At 38.0% G+C, this 25480-nt stretch carries 26 protein-coding genes; 14 read left to right on the top strand and 12 right to left on the bottom strand.

Going from position 1 to position 25480, the window contains the following annotated elements:
• The first annotated feature begins 158 nt into the window (after window positions 1-158).
• Both FY049_RS00490 and FY049_RS00485 read left to right on the top strand, forming a co-directional pair.
• Window positions 159-1559, top strand: coding sequence for a Do family serine endopeptidase (locus FY049_RS00490; protein WP_004823133.1), 1401 nt, complete (start codon window positions 159-161; stop codon window positions 1557-1559).
• A gap of 90 nt (window positions 1560-1649) precedes the next feature.
• The gene (locus FY049_RS00485; protein WP_446082950.1) at window positions 1650-2096 is read left to right on the top strand and encodes an acyl-CoA thioesterase; all 447 of its coding nucleotides are present in this window, start codon (window positions 1650-1652) and stop codon (window positions 2094-2096) included.
• Between the two features lie 97 nt (window positions 2097-2193).
• Here FY049_RS00485 and FY049_RS00480 read toward each other — a convergent pair whose 3' ends face one another.
• On the bottom strand, window positions 2194-2727 hold the full coding sequence (locus FY049_RS00480; protein ID WP_056518188.1) for a carboxymuconolactone decarboxylase family protein: 534 nt from the start codon (window positions 2725-2727) through the stop codon (window positions 2194-2196).
• Between the two features lie 117 nt (window positions 2728-2844).
• Between FY049_RS00480 and FY049_RS00475 the strand changes: the two genes are divergently transcribed.
• A complete protein-coding gene (locus tag FY049_RS00475; RefSeq protein ID WP_446082949.1) occupies window positions 2845-3708 on the top strand; it encodes an AraC family transcriptional regulator in 864 nt (287 codons plus the stop codon).
• Window positions 3709-3816: 108 nt separating this feature from the next.
• Here the strand turns inward: FY049_RS00475 and FY049_RS00470 are convergent, their stop codons facing one another.
• A complete protein-coding gene (locus FY049_RS00470) occupies window positions 3817-4677 on the bottom strand; it encodes a glycerophosphodiester phosphodiesterase family protein (RefSeq protein ID WP_056518192.1) in 861 nt (286 codons plus the stop codon).
• A gap of 831 nt (window positions 4678-5508) precedes the next feature.
• Here FY049_RS00470 and FY049_RS00465 point away from each other — a divergent pair.
• The 3 genes from FY049_RS00465 (at window position 5509) to FY049_RS00455 (ending at window position 7824) form a co-directional block, all read left to right on the top strand.
• Window positions 5509-6336, top strand: coding sequence for an NmrA family transcriptional regulator (locus FY049_RS00465; RefSeq protein ID WP_446082948.1), 828 nt, complete (start codon window positions 5509-5511; stop codon window positions 6334-6336).
• Between the two features lie 27 nt (window positions 6337-6363).
• Window positions 6364-7224 (top strand): arylamine N-acetyltransferase family protein, encoded by an 861-nt coding sequence (locus tag FY049_RS00460; RefSeq protein WP_446082947.1) that lies wholly within the window; start codon window positions 6364-6366, stop codon window positions 7222-7224.
• A gap of 291 nt (window positions 7225-7515) precedes the next feature.
• A complete protein-coding gene (locus tag FY049_RS00455; RefSeq protein ID WP_004717116.1) occupies window positions 7516-7824 on the top strand; it encodes a winged helix-turn-helix transcriptional regulator in 309 nt (102 codons plus the stop codon).
• A gap of 68 nt (window positions 7825-7892) precedes the next feature.
• Here the strand turns inward: FY049_RS00455 and FY049_RS00450 are convergent, their stop codons facing one another.
• Window positions 7893-8780 carry an AraC family transcriptional regulator gene (locus FY049_RS00450; protein ID WP_446082946.1) on the bottom strand — a complete coding sequence of 296 codons (888 nt, stop codon included), beginning with the start codon at window positions 8778-8780 and terminating at the stop codon, window positions 7893-7895.
• A 351-nt stretch (window positions 8781-9131) separates the two neighbouring features.
• On the opposite strand from FY049_RS00450, the gene FY049_RS00445 reads away from it, so the two are divergent.
• The gene (locus FY049_RS00445) at window positions 9132-10184 is read left to right on the top strand and encodes a lipase secretion chaperone (protein WP_446082945.1); all 1053 of its coding nucleotides are present in this window, start codon (window positions 9132-9134) and stop codon (window positions 10182-10184) included.
• 133 nt (window positions 10185-10317) lie between these two features.
• Entirely contained in the window at window positions 10318-11370 is a 1053-nt protein-coding gene (locus tag FY049_RS00440) for a lipase family alpha/beta hydrolase (RefSeq protein ID WP_446082944.1), read from the top strand.
• 104 nt (window positions 11371-11474) lie between these two features.
• On the opposite strand, the gene FY049_RS00435 is transcribed toward FY049_RS00440, so the two are convergent.
• From FY049_RS00435 to FY049_RS00420, 4 genes are read right to left on the bottom strand one after another with little or no spacing between them, the layout of a single operon-like run.
• Window positions 11475-12788 carry a GntR family transcriptional regulator gene (locus FY049_RS00435; protein WP_446082943.1) on the bottom strand — a complete coding sequence of 438 codons (1314 nt, stop codon included), beginning with the start codon at window positions 12786-12788 and terminating at the stop codon, window positions 11475-11477.
• A gap of 19 nt (window positions 12789-12807) precedes the next feature.
• Window positions 12808-13521 carry a glutamine amidotransferase gene (locus FY049_RS00430; protein ID WP_446082942.1) on the bottom strand — a complete coding sequence of 238 codons (714 nt, stop codon included), beginning with the start codon at window positions 13519-13521 and terminating at the stop codon, window positions 12808-12810.
• A 41-nt stretch (window positions 13522-13562) separates the two neighbouring features.
• On the bottom strand, window positions 13563-13841 hold the full coding sequence (locus FY049_RS00425) for a hypothetical protein (protein ID WP_446082941.1): 279 nt from the start codon (window positions 13839-13841) through the stop codon (window positions 13563-13565).
• A gap of 9 nt (window positions 13842-13850) precedes the next feature.
• A complete protein-coding gene (locus FY049_RS00420) occupies window positions 13851-14573 on the bottom strand; it encodes a YggS family pyridoxal phosphate-dependent enzyme (protein WP_446082940.1) in 723 nt (240 codons plus the stop codon).
• A 325-nt stretch (window positions 14574-14898) separates the two neighbouring features.
• Between FY049_RS00420 and FY049_RS00415 the strand changes: the two genes are divergently transcribed.
• Entirely contained in the window at window positions 14899-15096 is a 198-nt protein-coding gene (locus FY049_RS00415; protein WP_335954420.1) for a hypothetical protein, read from the top strand.
• A gap of 269 nt (window positions 15097-15365) precedes the next feature.
• Here FY049_RS00415 and FY049_RS00410 read toward each other — a convergent pair whose 3' ends face one another.
• The 5 genes from FY049_RS00410 to FY049_RS00390 all read right to left on the bottom strand — a co-directional run bounded on the left by FY049_RS00410 (window position 15366) and on the right by FY049_RS00390 (window position 19496).
• Window positions 15366-15806: a hypothetical protein gene (locus tag FY049_RS00410; RefSeq protein ID WP_446082939.1), complete on the bottom strand. Its 441-nt coding sequence runs from the start codon at window positions 15804-15806 to the stop codon at window positions 15366-15368.
• Between the two features lie 165 nt (window positions 15807-15971).
• The gene (locus tag FY049_RS00405) at window positions 15972-16661 is read right to left on the bottom strand and encodes a glutathione binding-like protein (RefSeq protein ID WP_446082938.1); all 690 of its coding nucleotides are present in this window, start codon (window positions 16659-16661) and stop codon (window positions 15972-15974) included.
• Between the two features lie 113 nt (window positions 16662-16774).
• A complete protein-coding gene (locus FY049_RS00400) occupies window positions 16775-17524 on the bottom strand; it encodes an SDR family NAD(P)-dependent oxidoreductase (protein WP_004717099.1) in 750 nt (249 codons plus the stop codon).
• A 474-nt stretch (window positions 17525-17998) separates the two neighbouring features.
• Window positions 17999-18499 carry a hypothetical protein gene (locus tag FY049_RS00395; RefSeq protein WP_166782081.1) on the bottom strand — a complete coding sequence of 167 codons (501 nt, stop codon included), beginning with the start codon at window positions 18497-18499 and terminating at the stop codon, window positions 17999-18001.
• 85 nt (window positions 18500-18584) lie between these two features.
• Entirely contained in the window at window positions 18585-19496 is a 912-nt protein-coding gene (locus tag FY049_RS00390; protein WP_446082937.1) for a sigma-70 family RNA polymerase sigma factor, read from the bottom strand.
• An 890-nt stretch (window positions 19497-20386) separates the two neighbouring features.
• On the opposite strand from FY049_RS00390, the gene lepA reads away from it, so the two are divergent.
• The 5 genes from lepA to era all read left to right on the top strand — a co-directional run bounded on the left by lepA (window position 20387) and on the right by era (window position 25463).
• A complete protein-coding gene (gene lepA / locus FY049_RS00385) occupies window positions 20387-22204 on the top strand; it encodes a translation elongation factor 4 (RefSeq protein WP_004717093.1) in 1818 nt (605 codons plus the stop codon).
• Between the two features lie 21 nt (window positions 22205-22225).
• Window positions 22226-23080 (top strand): signal peptidase I, encoded by an 855-nt coding sequence (gene lepB / locus FY049_RS00380; protein WP_056513541.1) that lies wholly within the window; start codon window positions 22226-22228, stop codon window positions 23078-23080.
• A gap of 310 nt (window positions 23081-23390) precedes the next feature.
• Complete coding sequence (locus FY049_RS00375; RefSeq protein ID WP_004717090.1) at window positions 23391-23765, top strand: DUF4845 domain-containing protein; 375 nt, start codon at window positions 23391-23393, stop codon at window positions 23763-23765.
• Window positions 23737-24429 (top strand): ribonuclease III, encoded by a 693-nt coding sequence (gene rnc, locus FY049_RS00370; protein ID WP_004717088.1) that lies wholly within the window; start codon window positions 23737-23739, stop codon window positions 24427-24429. Before FY049_RS00375 ends, rnc begins: the two co-directional genes overlap by 29 nt.
• A gap of 5 nt (window positions 24430-24434) precedes the next feature.
• The gene (era, locus tag FY049_RS00365) at window positions 24435-25463 is read left to right on the top strand and encodes a GTPase Era (protein WP_004717086.1); all 1029 of its coding nucleotides are present in this window, start codon (window positions 24435-24437) and stop codon (window positions 25461-25463) included.
• The last annotated feature ends 17 nt before the right edge of the window (window positions 25464-25480 follow it).

Genomic DNA, 25480 nt, shown 5'->3' with positions numbered 1-25480 from the left:
AGATTTTAGTATAAATAAGATATTCCAAGGCTTTTAATATAAAATTAAGTAAAGTCTTGTTTTATAAAAAAATGTAAACATATTTTTACGTAACGATATTAAATAATATGTTACAAACATTTTTAAGCAAATAATCATCAGATGCGGGTTCGTGAGAAATGAGTAATGGTCTAATACAAAAAGGAATGTATGCAGCAGTATTTACTGTCGCTGCGGCAACATCACAAGTTCAAGCTTCAACACCTGTGGATTTTTCTAACTTGGTTGAACAAGTCAGCCCAGCTGTTGTGAGTGTTAATGTTGTTAAAAAGTTATCTCAGGAAGAGTTGTTACAGCAACAAGTACCTGAAATTCTAAAGCGTTTCTTTGGTAATCAAATCATTATTCCACAACAACGCGCGCCACAAGAAAAGACTGCGTATGGTAGTGCATTCTTTATTAGTAAAGATGGTTATTTACTGACAAATCACCATGTGGTTGAAGATGCATCTAAAGTGACGATTATGCTGAATGATCGCCGTGAAATTGATGCAAAAGTGGTGGGCAGTGATGAACGTACAGATGTGGCTTTACTGAAAGTTGAAGGGAATAATTTCCCATCATTATCTGTGGGTAATGTAGATCAACTTAAAGTCGGGCAGCCTGTTCTAGCAATCGGTTCGCCATTTGGTTTTGATTATTCTGCATCAGCAGGGATTGTCAGTGCCAAGTCACGTAATATGATGGGTGAAACCTCTGTTCCATTTATCCAAACCGATGTGGCATTGAATCCGGGTAACTCAGGTGGTCCGCTATTTAACCAACAAGGTCAAGTTGTCGGTGTAAACTCTCGTATCTTTAGTGGTACGGGGGGGTATATGGGCTTGTCATTCTCTATTCCAATTGATGTAGCAATGGATGTTGCTGATCAGTTGAAAAAGAATGGTAAAGTAACTCGTTCTTATCTTGGTGTAATGCTGCAAGATATCGATCGAAACTTAGCAGAAGCTTATAAATTAGATAAACCAGAAGGTTCGTTGATTACCCAAGTTGCGCCGAATTCACCTGCAGAAAAAGCGGGCTTTAGATCAGGCGATGTAATCTTAAAATATAATGGTTCGCCAATATCACGCACCTCTGAATTATTGAATTATTTGAATCGTACTCAACCTAATCAATCTGTTAAGCTCGAAGTTTTACGTGACGATAAACCAAAAGTAATTACAGCAACTTTAACTGTTGCACCAGATGATACCCCTGCAAAAGTTGACAATACCAACACTTCGGCTAAGCCAAATAAAGGGCCTATCATTGGTGTTGCGATTCGTGCTTTAACTGAACAAGAAAAGAATCGTTTAAATGTTAAAGGTGGTGTGTTTATTCAAGATGTGACCAGAGGCGGCTTAGCTGCACAGTCAAGGATTTTACCTGGCGATGTGATCACCCAAGTAAATAACAAGAAAGTAAATACACCAAATGATTTTGTTGATGCTATTTCTGAACTACAGAAAAATACGGTAGCGCGTGTAGCGATTGTTCGTGAAGGGCAACATGCTATGATTGGATTACGTATTCAATAAATACAACTGATCAGAATCAGCCACTCAAAGAGTGGCTTTTTTATGTCAAACTTATACGGATGGTTGAAAAAGTGGAAAAGGAAAGAAGATATGAGTTCAGTATTTGATTTAAGAATCAAAGTAAAACCAGAGCATATAGATGTCTTAGGTCATGTAAACAATGTGGTCTATGTACAATGGATGCAGGATGTTGCATCTGCACATATCGAAACATTGGGTGTTGGACTCGATCAGTATTTAGAAATGAAACATGCAATGGTTGCCGTAGAACATCATGTTCAGTATCGCAAAGCAGCAATGTTAGATGATGATATTATTTTGAGAACTTGGTTATACGAGATCAACGCACTTTATTCTTTCCGTCAGTATGCTTTTTTTAATGCCAAAGACCAAAGCTTGCTCTTTACTGGCAATACCAAATGGGCATGTATAGAAATTGCTTCAGGGCGTCCGAAACGGATGTCACCGACGTTTATCCAAGCCTATCAACCCATTAATTCTGAAATAGATCCTTTTGATTTAAGTTCAATGATTTAAATTACTTGGATTTTTAGATGAAGTGCAATAACGCATAAAGAAAATCTTATATTTAATGAAAGCGACCTCTCTGTTATACACGAGAGGTCGGTAGGTTTTATATCAATTCGACTCGTGGAAAGTCTACTGGCGTATCTAGTGTGATATTGATGTAGTTGGTGAATATATTCAAAGCCACATGCGCCATAATCTCAACGATTTGTTGGTCATTAAAATCTACATTGCGAAGTGTTGTGATATCAGCGTCAGTCATCTGAGCTCGTTGATTGACCACCTTTAAAGCAAAAGTCAGTGCTGCTGCTGTTTTATCATCAGCTGCTTTTCCTATTTGCGCTTCAGCCATTTCAGCAGCGCTAGCGCCAGCATTTTGACCGAGTACAGTATGTGCTGCTAAGCAATATTCACAGCGGTTTAAATTGGCGATTGCAACAGCAATCTGTTCACCTAATTTTGCACCAAGTGTACCTTTACCTAAGGCAGCAAAAGCGGACCACATGCTTTGTAACGCTGCTGGCGAATTTGCCACTGCCTTAAACATATTTGGAGTCGTACCAAAAGCTTGTTGAATTTGGCTTAATAAAGGCTGACTTGCTTGGGGTGCGAGTTGAGTGTCAAGGTTGATACGTGACATGTTGTTCTCCTTAAAGGATCGTAGTGATAGTAGAAGTGCATCAAACTTTGATTATTATGTGTAAATTTTCTGTATGATTAGATACAATATGTTCATAAAATATATCAATTCGTTCAAATGAAAACTATTCACCCCATTGATCGCCTTTCAGGTCTGCTTGATCGTTTCCGCATGCAGGCAGAGTTGTACCATACTGGTGTGTTATGTGGCGTCAGCCATTTTGATGCTTGTGACGGGTATGGCTATTTACATGTCTTACGTCAGGGACAACTGGAAGTCAGTCATCCAGCTATGGCGCATTTGCCAAGACGCATGCGTTTTGATGAACCAACGCTACTTTTTTATCCTGGGCCAATTACACATCATTTTCATAACCCGCCCAGAGAAGGTGCTGATTTTACCTGCGCGCGGTTGATACTGGATGGTGGACAACAGAATCCACTGGTAAGGGCATTACCTGCCGTAATTGCACTTCCTCTAGCGCGTGTACAAGGATTGGATCAGGCGCTTGCACTATTATTTGCTGAAACAGACCACGCCCGTTGTGGGCAACGATTATTAGCGAATCGGTTATTTGAAGTGGTGGTGCTTCAACTATTACGTTGGTTATTAGATCATCCTCATGAAGCAGGGGTAAGCACTGGACTTATTATTGGTCTTTCAGATCCACGTTTGGCGCGCACGCTGGTGGGAATACATGAATATCCGGGTGAATCGTGGACACTAGAGCGCATGGCTGAACTGGCATGTATGTCTAGAACAGCTTTTGCCAATACCTTCCGTGATGTGATGGGACAGACACCAGCTGAATATTTAACAGACTGGCGTATTGCTTTGGCACAAAGTAGATTGCGAGAAGGGCATTCAATTAAAATATTGGCTGAAGAACTGGGTTATGCTAATCCATCAGCATTATCTCGCGCATTTTCAGTCAGGGTAGGCATGTCTCCCCGAGAATGGTTGACCAGCCATCCTGTCTAATGCTTAGTTAATGGTGATCTTTAACGAAAGTAAGATTGAGTAAGGCAGTTCAATTTATATTGAACTGCCTTACTGTAATGATCTATGAGTTGACTTAACTTAAACACTTCATCGATTGGAAAATTGAGCAGGGGAATCGACCATTACGGCTTCAGCACCTAACTGTTTTGCTATTCGATAGTCTGCTTCAGAATTGATACCGAACAGGACAATACGATTTGCTGCTTGTGTCCTAAAACAGTTCATAATTTCCTTATCCCAAACAAACTCTGCTTTTGAACGGCCTTCACCTAATGTATAGGTTTCTACAACCTCAACCTGCCGTCTTAACTCCAAACCATGCCACCCAATTGGTTCTTGAGCAGCCTGACAATTATGGTTCAGTGCGACACGAGCTAAAATATCCCGAGTATCATCTCTTGCAACAAAATACGGAATTTGACCGACCTGTTTGACGGCATCTGTATAACGGCGTTCAGTGGAGTAGAGCCTTACTCGGTTAAGTGAGTTGGTGGAAACGAGGACACGTTTAATAGCCGTAGCAATTTGCACAGGATCAGCATCAGGCGACTTAATATCAATATAAAAAGTGGTTCGAGGAAATTGAGTAAGCACCTGTTGAAGTGTTGGGATATGGATTCCTTTACCTCTCCATGGGTAAATTGTTTGTTGTCCTACATTGCGGGCGACATTCCATCCTGCATCCAAGCCCTGTAATTGTTTTACAGTATATGCAGAGACCAAACCTTGGCCATTACTTAAAGCATTTAGATTATTAGGGCGATAGAGTATAGGAACACCATCATTGCTTAACTGTACGCTGATCCAGATTACATCTGCGTGATTCCTTAGAGCGAGATCAATTGCATAGGCTGTGTTCTCAGGAGCATCTACCGTTCCACCGCGATGCGCAACAATTAGTGGTGATTGACCAGTTTGATTTGAGTAAGGTGCTGCATTTAATGCCATGCTATGTAGTCCATGACCGAATATGTATATCAACATGATGTTTTTAAACAAGCTATTTTTCATAATAATATTGCAACCTATTGATTAAAACTTATAGCCATATTGGAGTCTTATGCCATTTTCACTATATTTTTAGCTTAAATTGTCGTCATTTATAAAATGTGACTATTTATAGTGAGTAAATTAAACTAATGATTTTGTTTAACTTAAATAAATTTTTCTATTCGATCATTAGCTTAAGATCCAAAAGTGAAAAGAAGATTAGATCTTTTTAATTTGTCCTGTGACAAAATAATTAAAACAACAGAACAATATCATGACATGTCAAATAATTAAATATTCATTAGGGATTTTTGAAAGTTAAAAGGTTTTTTAATGCGTAATCTTACATATCATTAACTGACCATCTTTATTTCGCATTGAGAAAATGCTGTTAAATACACACAGTCACGTAAAAAATATTTATTTTCAAAACAGTAGATTAGAGCAGATATCATTGGTTAGATGGCGTGGATATTACGAGCAATTTTTAGCGATTTTGTGATTAAACCCGTTTCCAAATGGATACCATAGATTTGTATAAGTCTTCTGTAATTCTATTCATATTTGATCATGCTTTGCGCATACTGAGATCGCTCAATGTAGACAGTAAGTGCAATGATAACCACATCAAAAGGCTCCTTAGCTTATGAATTTCTTCGATAATTTGATGAAATTATTATGAAGTGAAGCTACTTCTGTTTCGTTTAACACTCCTGAAAACTCGAAGATGCATGCTGTTATTCGGCATCTAGAATCTAGTAATTTTTTAAATTAATGAAGTGGTAATCTATGAAAAGTTTGACCAAGAATATTCTGATCATCGGTGGAAAAGGCAAAAATGGACGACGCGTCGTAGAGAAATTAAAGTCGCATAAATATAATCCAATTGTCACTACTCGTACCATCAATGCGCATGTAGAAAATGAACGGTATTTTGATTGGAATGATAGCAGTACATTTGGCCCAGCACTGAAGAATATTGAAATCGTTTACATTGTTCATCCAGATACTTCAATGTCAGGAGCAGAACAACAGATTGAAGGATTGATCACAGAAATGATGAATCAGTCTGTTTCCAAAGCTGTATTATTATCAGGCAGAGGTCAAGCATCTGTTGAAAAGTGTGAAAAAATTTTAATGCAGGCTGAACTTGATTGGGCGGTCATTCGTTCAGCATGGTTTAACCAAAATTTCAGTGAAGGTCATTTTCTACATGGCATAAGATCTGGCGAAGTGACGTTTATGGCAGATACTGTAAAAGAACCATTCGTTGACTTGGAGGATTTGTCAGATGTTGTGGTTGAATGTCTGACTGATGATTTACATAACGGCAAAATTTATGAAGTCACAGGATCAGAGTTATTGACTTTTGCAGAAGCGGTGAATGCTATCGGAGTAAAGCTTAAGCGAAATATACAGTATCAATATCTTAATCAAAAAGCATATAAACAATATCTGCAAAATGCAGGATTGGATAATTTTATTGCAGAACATATGGCGCAGGCATTTTTTGAAATATTAGATGGGCGAAATGAAAGTATCGGCAAAGGTGTTACTCAGGTTCTGGGGCGAGATCCGATTAAATTCACTGATTTTGTAAAATCAAATAAATTCTAGTTTTATGATTTATAAGGTAGCAAAGCGATGTCTTCAGAATTATCAATTTCACAGAAATATTTAACCAAACTGGGCGTGGAAGGTGAGTATTTACCTACGCTTGAGAGTCTAAAAAAGTTGTTATTTCTACATGTAACCAGCATCCCGTTTGGAAATATTTCTTCTTTTCTTGGTGATAACGTGTCTATGGAATTATCACAGATCGCAGATAAATTACTTGATCAAGGACGAGAAGGCTATTGTTTGGAACAGAGTATGCTGACTAGAACAGTATTAAATGAACTGGGATATGAGGCTTTTAATCTTTTGGGGCGCGTATATTATCAATCTCAACCTATAGAAGCTCCGATTCGTACACATTTGGTGACTGTGGTAAGGCTGGCGGATAAATTATATTTATTTGATCCCAGTTTTGGTGGAACGACTCCGACAGCCGTTCTTTCACTGGATAAGCTCGGGGAAATCCAGGATACACCGCATGAAGCTTTCCGTTTTATTGACGTAAAAGACAGTGGTATTGCTGAAAGTGCCCTGACGGGTGTAAAGATTATGCTTCAAGCTTATATACGTGATGAGTGGATCAATATTTATGCACTTGATCCAGAACAGAAAGTCTCGGAGTCGGATGCTGTAATTGCCAATTGGTATATTGCAACATCACCAGATTCTATATTTACTCAACATTTGATGCTTGCTGCAGTTACTCCAGATGAACGAATAAACTTAAGTGGAACGACTGTAAAGATTCATGGTAGAAATCATTCAATAAAAAAAGAGTTCACAAGCGAAGATGAATTTCGCGAATATCTTGAGAAGTATTTTAAAATTAATACACAACAATTGAATGTAGCTTTAATATTTAAAAAAATAATCAATCCTGCCAAGTGAAAGATGCACTTCTAAGAACAACAAGCAACGCTTGCAACCTGTTGAACAGACCTGAATGAATCATCGCAAATAGGCTTAAAGTAAGATTCACAATAATCATCAGGTTGCAGCTTGCGCATATTTTCCGCATAGTATGTCAGTGGAATATCATCCTTGGAATTAATATTCAATATATGAATAAATAAGAAATCTCAGAGAAAATCTCAAGAATGAATGGAGGAAACCTTGGGTCTAAAGCTGCGGAAAAACCGTGCGCCTTCGCCAAATAATGTCTGTCCCTTGAGTAAGAGTATGGCACTGCTACGGGGTGCTTGGACTGCAGAAATCATCTGGTGTTTAAGTGCTGGACCACGTCGATTTGGCGAGTTAAGAGCTGACTTGCCATCAATTACTGCAAAAGTATTGACAGAACGCCTACGTCATTTGGAAAGTAAAGGAATTATACAACGTCTGCCAATCCCGACATCGCCACCCTCTGTAGAATACAAATTAACAGTTATTGGTGCAAAATTCCTACCCGCTATTCACGCAATCGCCAAAGTTGGTGATGAACTCAAATTTGGCATGCCAGATTCCGAAGCAGACTTAAATGAATACTAAAGCTAACTATTAAAATACTTTGATTTAACAATTTTGCACAATACATTGTTAATAAGCGCAGTTGTGTTTTACTCCTGTGCAGGATTATTTTTAAAGGATTCTCTAAACTCAGAAGGTGAGTAGTTAAATGTTTGGGAGAATACTCGGCTGAATGCAGCCTGAGAGGAATAGCCAACAAGCTCAGCAATATGAAAAATACTTTTTTGCGTGGTTAATAGCAATTCACTGGCTAATCGCATTCTCAGCGATTTTAAATATTGTATTGGGGTGGTCCCGACAGATTCAGTAAACTTCTTGTAAAAGCTTGATTTTGAATAATTAGTACACTTAGCAAGTTCTTCAACAGTCCAGTCAAAATGCGGATGATTATGCATTAAAGACATGGCTTTACTGATCATCGGTTCCTGTAATGCTGAAATCCAGCTTCTATGATTCGGTTCAACAGTGCTAAGCCAACAACGAATTGACCAAATAAATAAAAGATCAATAATTCTGGTCAGCATAATCTGACTGCCTATCGAAGGTGCTTTAAGTTCCTGTTGAATTGCATGAACAGTGATTGGAACCCATTCCGCAATAATATTTGTGGCTTTGCAGGTAAAAGGGACGTGAATGAAAGCAGGCAAACCCTCGGCAATGGCTGAGCCATAAATACCTGAAAAATCAATTGTACAGGTGATGATTTTAGCATCCTGAAATGCATCTGTACTCAAGCTTATACTGTGAAAGTTACTAGGTAAAACCACAGCTATGTCGCAATGTTTCAATTCCAGATGATGTTCCAGATCGTTCATTGTTAAAAGGCATTTTTCTTTCTGAATAATATGTATATAGCCATGATTTGGAGAAAATTCTAGTATTTCTCCAGGTAAAAGAGTTGAAATACTATGGATTTTGCCTGCTATACCTGATAACCGATAGATATCAAAAAAAGTATCTGAAAACGAACTAAGCATATTTTTGGAATTCCGAGAAAAATACTGTTTCTGCAAAAACTTTGCATTCTTGGTGATTGTTAGCTTGTGATTTATGTCTAATAATCATTGCAAGAAGCTTTGACTGACCAAAAGTATCAATTATTAATTCGCTCTTAATAGTTATGCCATGAAACTTCTTGAAAAGCTAGATCACTTGAATATGAACATCATAATTTTATGGAGTAGCGAATGGGTTTAAAACTTATGATTATATCGGTATATGTTTTTTGTAGGGAGCAGCTACCTTTTTAGCTGGTTAATGATTTTGCGAAATATCGGAAAATCTGAGGTTGTGAAAAGCATAATAAAATATTGAAAAAGAGATATAACATGGACGTTATAAGCCACTATAAAAAACATCTGTTGTTGCTGTTGGTTGTCTTATTTCTTGTTGGAATAGTATGGTATTTAAAACCAGAAACCAATACTGTAATAGCCCCATCAAGTTCAGACTCTACGTTACAAAATCAGCAATCGTTGAGTACTGTTGCGTCAGTTTCTGATACAAATCAACAAGTCTTAAAGTTTCATGGTGTTATGCCTGAGTTGGCACCATCCCTAAGAGGAACAGAGGTGAATTGTCCTTTACAGGTTGATACTAAAGGGCAGTTGGTTTTATCTCGTGGAATTCGTGACTGCTTCGATTATTTTCTTTCAAGTATTGGTGAAAAAACGGAAAGCAGTATTGTTGCTGATATTCGTCAATACCTTGCTGGTCTTCTACCAACGACTGCTCAACCTTATTCTTACCAACTACTTGGTAAGTATATTGATTATCTACATCAGCGTGAAAAGTTACCTGCAGCACAGTCCAATAGTGCAAAGGACTTTAAAACAGTTGCGTCAGCCATGGTTAAACTTCGCAGGCAGATTTTTACGCCACAAGAAGCAGATGTATTTTTTGCGCAAGAAGAAAGCTATGACCAATATACAATCGCACAATACGCGATCAATAATGATAAACGCTTAAGCACAGATCAGAAGGCAGAAAAAAGTGCAGCATTGCTGAATGAACAGCCAGAAGACCTGAAAGCAAGTATGCAGCCGATTTTACAATACAACCAATTACAGGAATTGACCACTGAAATTAATCAACGTGGAGGTTCAGCGAGTGAGCTGTACGAGATGCGTAAAAAATTAGTGGGTGCAGCGGCAGCAGATCGCCTGACTCAGGTTGATTTACAGGAAAGCCAGTGGCAAAAAAAAGTGGATAGTTATCTTGCAGCAAGGGCACAAATTACGGCGAGTCAGCAAGATGCGGCTCAACAACAGGCTGCAATAAATGAATTACGCAATAGATCTTTTAGTAGCCCAGAAGAACGAATCCGTGCACAGACTTTTGAACAGATGCAGGCTAATTCGAATAAAAAAGTGGCTGAATAGGCAATGAGGAAACGATCAATAACAGAAATATAGCATTGAGAATTAGACAAGGAGATTTTCAGGGAAATATTTTGAAGTATCAAGAAATCAATGTAATACAAAAATAATGTTCAAATATATGGAGTCTTGAACAATGAAGAAAGCAATCCCGGCCTTGGTATTTGGGGCCATCATATTCACATCGGTTAATAGCTCAGCAATTGTAACTACCAGTTATCAAAATTGCGGTATCAAAAACGATCAAGCTGGTTGTAGTCAAACATCTGCAACAGATTGGGGGCTGTTTTCTAAAAAAACAGATTATGCCAAAACTAAATATCCGTTGGTGTTTGCACATGGTTTATTCGGCTTTTCACAGATTGGACCTGTCAATTACTGGGATAGAATTCCTCAGGATTTAAGCCGTCAGGGTGCAAATGTATTTGTCACCAATACATCTTCTGCTAACTCTGACGCTGTGCGAGGTGAACAATTACTTAAACAAGTTCTCACGATTCAGGCTTTAACAGGTGCTGAAAAAGTAAACCTGATTGGTCATAGCCAAGGTGTGCAAACTGTACGCTATGTTGCGGGTGTTCGTCCTGATTTGATCGCGTCAGTAACAGGTATTGCGGGCTCAAATAAAGGTAGTCCGGTTGCAGATTTGGTGGAAACACTTGTACGTAAACCCGCCAGTGTAATAGGTTTTGATAAAACTATCGGAGCTATAATCAATACGTTTACAGGTATAGAAAGCTTTCTGGGTGGTACTTCTAGTAATGGTGGAACATATGATCAAGATGTTTTAAGTGCACTTGCAGGATTGACCAAGGCTGGAGCTGGTGAGTTTAATACCACTTTCCCTCAAGGTATTCCAGTGACTGAATGTGGGTCAGGAGCTGCCACAGTGAATGGTGTGAATTATTATTCATGGTCAGGTAACGGTGGACTTACAAATTTATTAGATGGTTCATCTTACGGGTTGCTTGCTGGTCAAGCATTTATCAAATTGACCACTGGTAGTGATAGTGACGGTTTGGTACCGGTATGTTCATCTCATTTGGGCAATGTCATTCGTGATAATTATCCTCAGAACCATTTGGATGAGATCAATCAGATACTGGGACTTGCTGGCTCTGGTGCTGGTGCAGATCCCGTTCCGTTATATGGTCAGCATGCCAATCGTTTAAAATTGGCAGGTTTCTGATTTTTAAATTCAATGTTTTTTCATGAGGGAAAGTAGGAAATTAGTTTTCTACTTTTCCTTAGTTTAAGATCGTTAGCAAAAATAATGGATGAAAAGCATAAATTTTAGAGTGTCATTATTTTAGTTAAGATAAATGATAAATCATTGAGTAGGTCCATCGCTTTTTGTTCATCTAATTCAGAAGTGGTAATACGTATACCTTTAATATCCTGGCCTAATGAAAACTCTTTTCCAAGTCTGACTTTCCATCCCATTAGCGCGAGTTGATATGCTATTTCCTGAGCTTGTTCATGTTCGATCCATAGATTTAAACCATCACAATAACCTAGATCTAGAAGGTTTTGATCCAATAATTTTTTAACGATTTCTTGATTTTTTGTCTGATAATGTATTTTTGCTTTATTCATTAATTGATGAACTTTGTCCGATGTCATGAGCGAAAATATCATCTTTTGTAAGATATGACTCACCCAGGTACAGTTTGGATTTAGTTTCATCCTTAGTCTGGTCGCAGTCTGAGGATCACAATTGATAAATGCAAATCTAAAGTCTGGACCTAAAAATTTTGATACAGATCTTATCACCGCCCAATGTCTGGTAGATTCAGGCACAATATGATAATAAGGTGTTGTGGCAAGTAATGAAAAGTGATCATCAATAATAATGAGTACATCAGGGTATTCAGAAAATAACTGATGTAATTCTTGTGCCGTTTTAGCATCAAGACTATAACTGGTCGGATTCTGTGCTCTTGGTGTAATGACAATTGCTTTGGCTTTTTGCTCAAGTGCTTTTCTTATACTGTGAATATCATAGCCATGTGCTGTGACTGGGAAAAACACCATATTAAAGCGATTCACCTGTAAAGTATGAATACTGGTAATGAAACCTGGTTGTTCAATCGCAATACTGTCAGATTGGATTAAATGTGCATGGAGAATTCTTTCAATTGCATCTACCGCACCATGGGTAAATTCAATTTCAGCAATTTTATGGCTGATGTCAGCAAAAACTTCATTTCGAGCAAAGGTTTCCAAATCTGGAAGCTTGGTACTGTCACCATATAAATACGGTGCACTAAAATTAAAGTTGATGTCATGTAGTTGAGGTAAAAAACCTTGGCATGGATTTCCATGCGCGAGGTCAAAAAATGTTTGATTTGTTTTTTGAAGGTTTTCAAAACTATTAATTTGTGGATTTTTACGGACTTGGGTACCTGCACGGCCTTTGGATATGACAATCCCCATTAAGGCTAAATCTTTATAGGCGGCAGCGACAGTATTACGATTTACTTCCAGCTCAGTGGCTAAAGCACGAATATTGGGTAATAATTCCCCCTCCTTCAAAATCCCATTCTGAATAAGTTCTCGAATACTATTTTGAATGTCCTGAGATGTTTTACCTTTAATTTCAGCCATATAGATCCAATCATTTACTTTAAAACCTGATCAAGTTATTTAACCAGTCTTCAAGTACAAGTTTTGCTTTGTCTGCCAGTATATTGCCATAATATTGATTCTCAAGTCTTAAATCCAGAATATCTATCTTATGTTGCTTTAATTCATCACTATGACCGATGAGCCATCTTTCAAATTGTTTAGGATCGGCTTCAGCATGGAACTGTAATGCCATAATATTATTCCCTACACTAAATGCTTGATTTGGATAATAAATTGAGCTAGCTAAGTGCGTGCCAACAGTCGGCAAATCAAATGTATCACCATGCCAATGTAAAACGTGTATACCTTCAAGAAACCTTAAAGGTGATGCAAATGCCTGAGCACTCAAGGATAAACGCCCCCATCTTATTTCTTTGATATGGCCGGGATATACTCTTGCACCTAAAGCAGTTGCAATCAGTTGAGCACCCAAACAAATACCAAAAGTTGCATAATTGGTTATTAATCGTTGCTTCAATCCCACGATGATTTCTTTTAGATAAGGGTAGGTGATTAAGTCATATGCACTGATTGGCCCGCCAAGAATGATAAGTGGGTCCTTTTCTTGTAAGATAGTACTTAGGTCATCTACACCTGCTTGAAAAACACAAATGTCATAGCCCATCTGTTTAAGTACGGGGCTAAAACTTCCGGTATCCTCAAAACTTAAAAATTGGATCACATTAATAACTTGGTGTTTTATCATGTTCATGTTTGTCTCTCGGTGAAATAAGTGTGGATCAGCGCTATGAATCAAACTGAATTGGATGACTCTTCATTCTGTTGAAAAACTAAATCAGCAGTTGTATTTTGATAAGAGTATTGAGAGGACAACGTTCTCATCTGACCATTTTGATAGATAAGAACACGCATATCTTCAGTCACTTGTACAAACTCAACGTCAATAGAATCAATCACTTTCAATGTTGCGATGAGTTGCTGAATCGAATTTTGTGAAGCAAGATGATTGGGTGTAAAAGTACCGAGTAACTTTTTTTCTCGATATATATTGATCTGATAATGAGTTTTCATCGTGATGCTCTATTCAGTAGGCCAGTAATAACTGTCTGGTTTGGAACGTGCGCCAAAAATTGCTTGTCCAATCCTGATATCTGTTGCACCTTCAGCGATCGCAAGTTCAAAATCTCCAGACATGCCCATTGAAAGCCGTTGTATCTCTGGGTGCTTTTTTGAAATTTGATCTCTTAGGGTTCTTAAAAGCTGAAAACACTGCTTGACCTCAGTAGGGACATGGCTATGTATTGCCAGAGTCATCAATCCAACGATTTTTATGTAGGTAAAAGGCAGACATTGTTCTATGAAATCTTCTAGCTCATGAGGCTGAATGCCATATTTACTGCTTTCGCCTGATGTATTGACTTGAACAAAGACAGGCATAATCCGCTTTTCTTTATCTAAGGCGCTATTTAGTTTGTAAGCAAGTTCGACGCGATCTAAGGCATGGAATTCACTGATAAATTGGGCTACATATTTCACTTTATTGTGCTGTAGATGCCCAATCAGCACCCATTTTAAATTGCTAAGTTGTTTTAGTTCCTCATATTTACTCTTAGCTTCAAGAACTTTATTTTCCCCTACACAGTCATATCCTAGAGCGTGAATTGCTCGGACATGCTCTGCTGAAAAGGTCTTACTGACAGGCAATAATCTGATTTCAGAAGGATCTCGATTCACCTTGAGGCAGGCTTTCTCAATCGTTAATTTAATTTCACTCAGTCTGTCTGAAATAATTTCTTTGAGCATGATATTGACCTATGACAAAATTATTTATTGTATAGAGCAATATCATGAGCGTGTTCAATAAACAAATGCTTAAAGAACACCTCCACTCAGCAGAATTTATTTTTGCTACCTGAGCAAGAACAAAGCCCTGCTTTGTTTGCAGCGCAAGGCGTAGCGGTGACTAGCGTGTTTTTGCCGCTACGTGTTAGCTTGTGAAATGATGTTTCTGATCATTTGGAATGACTAAATTTCGTATTTTGTGCCTGCTAACGCCTAATAAACACACGTAGTCGCAAACGTAGATGAGTTGTCAACAGACTCTTTACCATTGCTCATGTTCAGTGGATTGGCTGATGCAAATGACAGTATGAGTAAAAAATGTCTAGGTTTTGCGATTGGGCAGCATCAAGAAAATACTAAAATTTTAAATATAAAATATTTGAAGCTGGAGCGTATTCAAATCAACCATTTTGATGACTATATTGGAAAGCAATATGTTTCTAGAGAAGTTATTGGAAAAATGCAGAAGGATAAAAAGCAATAATTAATTTTTTTATCTATTATCAAATAATGAACATGTTATGTCCTTTATTTTTTTGAATAAAGAATCATTTGATCAGGTTTTTATAAATTTAAAAATTATGCATTTATACAGATTATAATCAAATATTTTAAATTTAAAAGATCGGCAGTCAAATATTATGAAACCGCTTCTATAAATCAAAAAATAATCATGTTAACTGAATTATATTGGTACTGAAAGTTCCTTCTTTATAAAAAGGATTGATCAAATATCTATTTGATAATAAAAAATTAATTAAGGGAAGGCCCTGTTCGCATTAAGAAAAATTCAGCTCCTGAATTCAATATATTAATCAGCATATTTCTACTAAATTCTTTTTTAACTGCAGTATCCTGCATACCCAGATCTATTTGTATATCACTTGGCAATAAAACTATTTCACCTTGTTGAATGCTTAATTCAATATCCAATTTTTTTAAACCATTCAGTAATTTATTTAATTTTGGGCTGAGAAACTGATCATAGATCAGCGTTTGCGGAATCGTTGCATTGATCAATGGGATATATTGGGCGACATTGATCAATATTATCAATTTTTCATAATCGATTTGGTAGCTTTGTTTATGTTGTGGAGCAATTAGCCATTCATTATAAATATATGTGTTTCCATTATAATATCGTAGCTTTCCTGGATCTAAAATATAAGTGCGGGTTTCAATTGTAATTTGCATAAATTTTCAAAAAATCGTTTAAATAAAGACCAGCAGAGAAATAAATTTTCAGAGTCATAAATGTATAGTGGATTTGATCGTAACGACATGCATCTCAGGACTCATTTACACTATTGCTAAATAATGTATCGTTCAGCAACAAATTCATTTCGTTACGACCTGACTTTATTGAGTCAAACCAAATAATATTTTGTGTGCCAAGCTGTCCTGAGTTGGATCCATCACTTGTACCTTCTCAGCAACTTTATATGCGCGCTGAATAGCAGGGCGTTCACGGATTGTTTCAAACCAAGTTTTAATATGAGGGAAATCAGCAAGCTTTATGCCATGTTCTTCATGGTGAACGATCCAAGGATATGCTGCCATATCGGCAATTGAGTAATCTTGACCTGTAATGAAAGTACGTCCGTCGAGATGAGTATTCAACACTTTGTAGAGGCGTCGGGTTTCATTGACATAACGTTCGATTGCATAAGGAATTTTATCAGGTGCATACTTTGCAAAATGTTGATTCTGACCTAACATTGGACCAAGCCCACCGACTTGCCAATACAGCCATTCCAAGGCCATGATTCGTGCTCTGGGTTCACTGGAAAGAAATAATCCGCTCTTTTGAGCCAAGTATTGAAGAATTGCGCCAGACGCAAACACACTCAAAGGCTCGCCACCATCATCTGGACTATCATCGATGATTGCTGGAATACGGTTATTGGGTGAAATAGCAAGGAAGGCTGATTTTAACTGATCCCCCCGACCGATATTCACAGGTGTTACATCATATTTAAGACCTGCTTCCTCAAGAAAAATAGTGATCTTATGGCCATTTGGCGTTGGCCAGTAATGTAGGTGGATCATAGGATGATGCCTTAATTAGGTTTTGAGCGAAAATCAAATTATTTAAATTATGATCAGGGAGATAACAGCTTCACTTAGCGCAGGCTGTATAACCCTGATCTTTTGAGTGGTGGTTATAAATCGATAACCGTCACGCCATCATTACCATTGAGTCCCAGTACCATACTCTCAGCAAATTGAGGCTCTTTAAGTATTGAAATCACATGATCACCAAAAGCTCTCGGTGGCATAGGTGCCCCAAAGCGGGAGACAAATTCTTCAGGTGTAATTCCCATGGCTGCTGCATAAGCACCTGCTGCTGAGTCGCCAACTCCCGTACCAAGAACCATTAGCCGTGGAACGATGGCCTGAAACTGAATACCAAGATTTTTATCTTGCGCAAACAAATTGGCATATTTGGTCATGAACCAAAGCGCACGTTTAGAACTGGCGTAGCCACCCGTCATTTGAGAACCAGACTCAGCGGCACCACTAGATCCCACTAAAACTCTGCTGCCTGGATCAAGTGGTGTTTTTAATACCGCTTGAAACCAGAAAAAGGCGGCTTTGACATCGGTTTCCCAATTGATAGAGAATTCTTCCCAAGTTAATTCGTCCAAAAGCCCCATACGAGGCGCTGCTCCAGCATTTAACACAAGTACATCTGGACGAATGTCTGCAATGATACGGTGTGCCGCAGCTTGATTTGTGATATCTGCTGAAATGGTATAAACACCTAGCCGTTCAGCGACTGCATCAAGATCTTTTACATTACGTGCAACCACAGTTACTTTTGCACCCTGATCAACCAGTGCTTCAACTAGACCTAAACCGAGACCACGACTACCACCAGTGACCACGACTTTTTTGTCTTTCAGATTCATGACGATTTCTCCAATGTCTAATAAAGTGATGTACTACTAAAACGATTGAAGCCTTGGAAAAGAGTCAAAAAGCCTCTAAATTATTTTAATTTGATCTAGCGACGTACTTTCGACTCGACTTTTTATATCAGTTGATGGGCCGCTGATCATTCTGATCATGTGGATGTGTATTGATAACTTGCGATGATGAGGCAGGTGTGGAATCGAAAGATTGTTGACGTGATTTTTATCATCTACGCTTAAATGTGTTGAATCACTTTGAATCATCATCTACAGCCGAAAAGGCAGGATAATGTATTGGCTACTTGGCCATACTAGGCAAAATTACAACATCGATTAGAATGGAATATGGGGTTAGTAAAAATAATTCGAGCAAGATGAAGAAATAAAATAAAGCTCTCAATGGAGAGCTTATCTGTAAAAAAAACATGCAATTGTATGAGTGACATTACTCAATTTTGAGATGAGCTATTTTTAAACAATAAAAATGTATGATTTTAATTTCATACGCTCAGCCGCAGTGTTAAGTAAATATGGTGCAATGAAGCGATGCGGAACTGTCATCATTTTCAAGGTGGGTGTTGAGAACCATTTATGACCGCGGCTAAAGAAAGAAGAGAAGATCAGCTGAGATTCGATCAGGTTGATGACCATACATATTTGAATATCAACTGAATCAGAGTGAACAACCATCATGATTAAATCATCTTGCTTGATCATTGTTGCTGATTCTAGTGATTGCCAGTGTGATTCAGATTTAGATTTAAATCCCAAGGTATTCCATGACTGACTAACGATCTGATTGATTGCTGGAGGAGCATTGGCAAAAATCTCATATGCCCATTTTTCAGCACTGTACTTTTTAGTCATCATGGGAGTCGGAATATCAATGCTAAAAGCATCTTCATAGCCAATATTTTCTAAAGGACATACTTCACGTGCTAAATCTGGAATACGGATTGCTTGTGCTTTCATGGCATTCTCCTTAAGGCATTTGGCTCATCAACAATAGCTATGCTCAATGGCGAGTGGGTTTGAGTATGATGACGAGCCTAATTGTTTATTTATTTGGGGTTAATATCAGCTCTGCATCAGCGGCAACATATCGCACATAGCGGTAATCTCGAATAAAGCTAATTTTGCCTTCTTGCCATTCCAGCCACATGATATAACTTGGTTTGAGGTCTATACGGTTTTCAAAGACCGCAATGACCTCACGATCTCCAAGCCATGCGGGAACAAGCCAGATATGGTCAATTTTTGCGTAGGCACCAAAGAACATGGAGACATCGGCAGCGCCAACACGGATAGGATGAGTAGACTGACTGAGTTTGACATCATCAGAAAGTAATGCTTTTAGCCCATCCCAGTCGCGTAGGTTAAACAGCTTTACATAGTTTGCTACTGCATCAGATGTTTGTCGGACAATTTGTGCTTCCTCAGTGGTTATGTTGAGTTCGCGCAGTTGAGCACGTCCACGGGAAAGATGGGCTTTTACTGAGTCTACTGAGAGATTCAGTAGGGTAGCAATGTCTACAAGAGGTTCATCAAGAACATCTTTAAGAATGATGACACTGCGCTGAAGTACTGGGAGTTGCATAAATCGTGAAACCGCCATTTTAATTGTTTCCTCACGCATCAGCATCTCCATCGGATCAGAGGTATTTATATCTTCAATATCGTCAGTAGTAGTATCTACAGCTTCTGTTATTCGAATGGCTCGACTTCGGAGTAAGTCAAGTGCTCGGTTATGTGCTACACGGAATAACCAGGCACGTAACATCTGAAAATCTTGTATTTTGTCAATCACAAGCAATGCCCGTGCAAGCGTATCCTGAACAACATCTTCACCTTCAATGACAGAGCCCATTAGTCGCGAACAGTAGCGATGCAGTTCAGGGCGAAGCTGTTCTGCCAGAGTAATCAGTTGGGTCTGTTGCATGTTAGGCTTAGGATCATGGTCTTTATTCAAATTGTCTCACCATTCAATCATGGTCACAGCGGTATGGCCGTTGCAACCTAAAAGGATAATATTCATATCAATGACCTGACTGTTTTGTCATTTTGGGGTCACTGTAATCTGTTGTTGAACAAAGATTTCTATTGAGCTTGAATCAAGTGCTTTAGATTCGCCAATAAGGTTAATTTCTATCTGCACAGCACCACGTTAATGTTTTTGTTTAGATAAGCTATTACTAAAACGATTGAGGAATATAAAAAGAGTCAAAAAGTTGTAAATAATTTTAATTTTGTTTGAAGCTGCTGAAGTTATTTTATGTGTTTTATTGATGTTTTGTTGAATCATTCTTTTTATCATGAGATTTAACTCAGTTATTTTTTTATAGTCTGGCTCAAACTTTTTATGAGTCCGATCCTATTTTTATTAAAAAGACGAGTACAGATTCTATGTACAGGATTACAGATTCTATGTACAGAATGAACATCGCTCATTTCTGCATTAGCGAATGATTCATCTCCTATGATTAAGGTGACATCAATGAAAAAACATAAGGCTAATGATTGATGCAGCGTTAAAGATAACTATCCATCTATACAGATAATTATCCATCTATGCATCAAGTATGCTGGAACACTATTTAGCTAAGAATAGAAGTGTCAGGATGCATAAGTATCAAGAAAAAGCGCTTGGTTCTGCTCGTTCTTGTGAGTCACCAGATTAAAAGCATGGATTGACACAGTTGATAAAACAATACACAGCAGGTCTTATTTTTATATGTAATTACTATATTTTTGACCATGTTCTGCTTATACTGTGCAGCAATTAAGATATTTCATTTTTTGCACGTCATAAGTACTTTTGATATTGAGTACATGATTGTGTACATATTTTTAGAGTAGTGTATGGCAGTAGCTAAGAAATCCGTTAATATCAACAATATACGTAATTTTTCGATTATCGCTCATATCGACCACGGCAAGTCGACACTTGCAGACCGTTTCATTCAAATGTGTGGTGGATTGCAAGACCGTGAAATGCAGGCTCAAGTCCTAGACTCTATGGAGCTTGAGCGTGAACGTGGGATTACCATTAAAGCGGCTTCTGTAACCTTGTACTATACCCATCCAAATGGGCAAGAGTATCAATTAAACTTTATTGATACACCGGGACACGTGGATTTCTCTTATGAAGTATCGCGTTCTCTTGCAGCTTGTGAAGGTGCATTGTTGGTTGTCGATGCTGCACAAGGGGTTGAGGCGCAATCTGTTGCAAACTGCTATACCGCAATTGAGCAGGGTTTAGAAGTACTACCTGTCCTGAATAAAATTGATTTGCCACAAGCAGAACCTGAACGTGTTATTCATGAAATCGAAGAAATTATCGGTATTGAAGCAACACATGCGCCAACATGTTCGGCAAAAACAGGTCTAGGTGTAGAGTCTGTTTTAGAGACATTGGTTGACATTATTCCAGCACCGCAAGGTGACCGTGACGCACCATTACAAGCCTTAATTATTGACTCTTGGTTTGACAACTATTTAGGTGTTGTATCACTTGTTCGTATCAAACAAGGTCGTGTGCGTAAAGGCGATAAAATGTTGATGAAATCAACAGGTCAATCGCACATCATCACTTCGGTTGGTATTTTTAATCCAAAACATACCGATACCGGTATTTTAGAAGCGGGTGAAGTTGGCTTTATCATTGCAGGGATCAAAGACATTTTTGGTGCGCCAGTTGGTGATACGATTACCTTGGCAACCACACCTGATGTTGCAACTTTACCGGGTTTTAAAAAGGTAAAACCACAGGTATATGCGGGTTTATTCCCAATTGATGCCAGTGATTTTGAACCATTCCGTGAAGCGCTACATAAGTTACAAATTAACGATTCTGCGTTGTTCTTTGAACCTGAAAGCTCAGATGCTTTAGGTTTTGGTTTCCGTTGTGGCTTCTTGGGAATGCTACACATGGAAATTGTACAAGAACGTCTAGAGCGTGAGTATGATTTAGACTTAATCAGTTCTGCGCCAACCGTAATCTATGAAGCATTGATGAAAAATGGCGAAACGATTTATATCGATAGCCCATCTAAAATGCCTGATGGTTCAACAGTTGAAGATTTACGCGAGCCGATTGCTGAATGTCATATTTTAGTGCCTCAAGAATACTTGGGTAATGTCATGACTTTATGTATCGAGCGCCGTGGTGTGCAAAAAGATATGAAATTCTTGGGTAACCAAGTATCAATTACCTTTGAAATTCCAATGGCAGAAGTGGTTATGGATTTCTTTGATAAATTGAAATCTTGCTCACGTGGCTTTGCTTCACTGGATTACAATTTCGTGCGTTTTGAGAGTTCATCTCTAGTTAAGGTTGATGTGTTAATTAATGGTGATAAGGTTGATGCTTTGGCAATGATTTGTCATCGTAATGATGCGCGTCACCGTGGTATTGCTTTAGTTGAAAAAATGAAAGACTTGATTCCGCGTCAAATGTTTGATGTGGCGATTCAAGCTGCAATTGGTGCACAAATCATTGCACGTTCAACAGTTAAAGCGATGCGTAAAAACGTATTGGCTAAATGTTATGGTGGTGACGTTTCTCGTAAGAAGAAACTGTTATCGAAACAAAAAGAAGGTAAGAAACGCATGAAGCAAGTGGGTAGTGTTGAAATCCCACAAGAAGCGTTCCTTGCTGTGTTAAAAGTAGAAAGATAAAAACTAGAGGTCTTATTGCTCATGGATTTTGATTTTAATTTAATTCTCGTTCCTGCAACGCTTATATTTTTTGGGCTATGGTTACTGGATAAGTTTGTACTGAAACAACGTGCAACAAAAGGTAAGGGGAATGAAAATGTCATCATTTCATGGGCATATGATTTCTGGCCTGTTCTAGCAGTGGTTTTGGTATTGCGTTCATTCTTATTTGAACCGTTTAATATTCCTTCTGATTCTATGGTACCGACTTTAGAAACAGGTGATTATATTTTGGTGAATAAGTTCCAGTATGGTGTGCGTTTACCGATTACCAATACCAAGATAATTGATATTGGTGAGCCACAACGTGGTGATGTTGCTGTTTTCCGTTATCCAGAAAATCCCAAAATAAGTTATATCAAACGTATTATTGGTTTACCAGGTGACCATCTTGAATTCAATAATGGTCAACTTACAATCAATGGTAAAAATGTTGAGCAAGTACCTGCTGAGTTTAGTCGTGAAAAAGATATTTTAGATACGCCTAAGTCAATCTACTATTATGAAACGATGGGTACGCATAAGCATTTAGTTCGTTTGTTGGAAGGTCAAAATACTTTGGTTTCAGCATTTAATTATGCACAGAAAAAACAAGACCTACCTTATGTAGCAACTGCAAATGACCGCTTTGTAAAATCAAATGGTCAAAGTTGGGAAGTGACTGTTCCAAAAGGCCAGTATTTTGCCATGGGTGATAACCGTGACCAAAGTGCAGACAGTCGTTTTTGGGGCTTTGTACCTGAAGAAAACTTAACTGGTCATGCAATATATGTGTGGATGCATAAGGAACCTGGTTTAAAAATGCCTTCATTTAGTCGCAACGGTGCAATTAACTAATCGACTACAGTTTAGAAAATCAAATAAAGGTCAATTTATATTGACCTTTATTTTTATCTGCTAAAGCTATCAAGTTGTCTTGATTTATAAGAAAAATGAAATAGAACAAATGATTTAAACTAGCAACTTGATGCAGTTTCAAGGATAATAGCGCGATAAAGTTTTTTATCACACCAGGGTTTGCAGTGGATAAAAAATTTATAACAATTGAAAATGATCAGTGAGTCTGCAGCAGTGTATTTGACTCAATTATATGATTATTTTCAATTGCGATTAAAGATTATTCATTCTGAGCTGTTGGATAAAAAAAATGCGTAAAAATCAACAAGGCGCTTCATATATTGGAATTTTACTGGGGATAATTGCTTTAGCTTTTATGTTGAAAATCATAGTTGCTGTATGGCCTTTATACTGGGATGATCGTGTGATTAATAACCAAATTGTAGAGCAGATAAAGAATAGCTCTGCTGAAATCACACCAATGAAATTTGCAACAGAAGTTGATAAACGGTTAGAAATGAACAATATCCGAGATACTAAACTTGAGGATATTGCGACTGTATCAACTAAAGATGGTTTACAAGTGACTAAAAAATATGAAGTACGAAAAAATTTCATGCTGAATATAGATTTAGTCCTCACTTTCGAGAAGAGTTTTGATCAAAGGTCAGTTGAAAGTAAGTGATCCTCGCTTACAGAGTAGAATCGGTTACCAGTTTAAACAATACGAGTTATTACAACTCGCGCTGACTCATCGCTCGGTGAGTCACAAATACAACTATGAGCGCCTAGAGTTTTTAGGTGATGCATTGTTGGGTATGATCATCGCAAATTACTTATATCATGCGTACCCTCATGAAAATGAAGGACGTTTGACGCGTATGCGCGCAACTTTGGTACGCCAAGAAGCACTGGGTAAAATTGCTAATGATTTAAAGCTAAGTCAAAGTTTAATTTTAAGTACAGGTGAATTGAAATCAGGCGGTCATCATCGTGAGTCAATATTAGCGGATACAGTTGAAGCAATTATTGGCGCGATTTATACCGAAACACGAGATTTGCCTTTGTTGGAATCGATTGTTTTAAAATGGTATGAACCGTATTTAGATCATATCGAACCGACAGATCAACTCAAAGACCCAAAATCACGTTTGCAAGAATATCTACAAGCTCGTAAAAAGCATCTCCCAGTTTATGAGGTCGTAGATATTCAGGGTGATGCACCTAACCAGCATTTTAAAGTAGAATGTACAGTAGATGGCTTGCCTAAAATGATGGGTGAGGGATCAAGTCGCCGTTTTGCAGAACAAGCAGTCGCGGCGGATTTTTTAAAGATATTGGAGCAGTAAACTGCATGAGTACACATTCCGATCACAATGATGCTGATCACGAGCCGTCTGAAAGCGGTAATGAGTTAATTAATCAATTTTTTAGCTCACAAGGTACAGAAATCCCTTCGGATTATCGAAGTGGATTTGTTGCAATTGTAGGACGTCCAAACGTGGGTAAATCGACATTGATGAACCATTTATTGGGTCAAAAGTTGTCAATTACTTCACGTAAGCCACAAACAACACGCCATAAAATCATTGGTATTGATAGTCGTGAAAAGTCTCAGGCTGTATTTGTTGATACACCGGGGATGCACAAGAAAGAAGTGCGTGCGATCAATAAAATGATGAACAAAGCTGCACATTCTGCATTGCGTGATGTCAATTTGGTTCTATTTGTTTTAGATGCCCAGAAATGGACACCAAATGATGACTTGGTTTTAGAGAAACTGCAAAATGCAGAAATGCCAGTCGTTTTGATTATCAATAAAATCGATACCTTAGAAAATAAGCGTATGATTTTACCGTTGATCCAAGAACGTGCGAAGTTGATGAATTTTGCTGAAATTGTTCCTGTTTCAGCATTACGTGGTGCAAACTTGGATCATTTGCGTGAAGCGATTGAAAAGTATCTGCCATTCCAGCCGCCATTATACTCTTTAGAACAGTTAACTGACCGTTCAGAACGTTTTCTTGCCAGTGAAATCATTCGTGAGAAAATTATGCGTCAGTTAGGTGAAGAGCTGCCTTATGATTTAACGGTTCAAATTGAGTCATTTAAAACAGAAGAAGCGACAGTGAATGAAAAAACTGGTCGTCCTAAAGCTGCATGTACTTATATTGATGCTACAATTTTTGTTGATCGCCCTGGGCAAAAAGCCATCGTGATCGGTGAAAAAGGTGCTAAGCTGAAGAAAATTGGTATGGATGCTCGTGTTGACATGGAAAAAATGTTTGAGCAAAAAATCATGCTAACACTTTGGGTGAAAGTTAAAGGCGGTTGGTCTGATGACGAACGTGCTTTAAAAAGTTTAGGCTACAGCGATATTTAATTGACTTTTTGGGAACT

The organism is Acinetobacter sp. 1125_18A (assembly GCF_052824985.1).
Note: the sequence above shows the minus strand (reverse complement) of the source record. Positions and strands in the feature narration are given on the sequence as shown.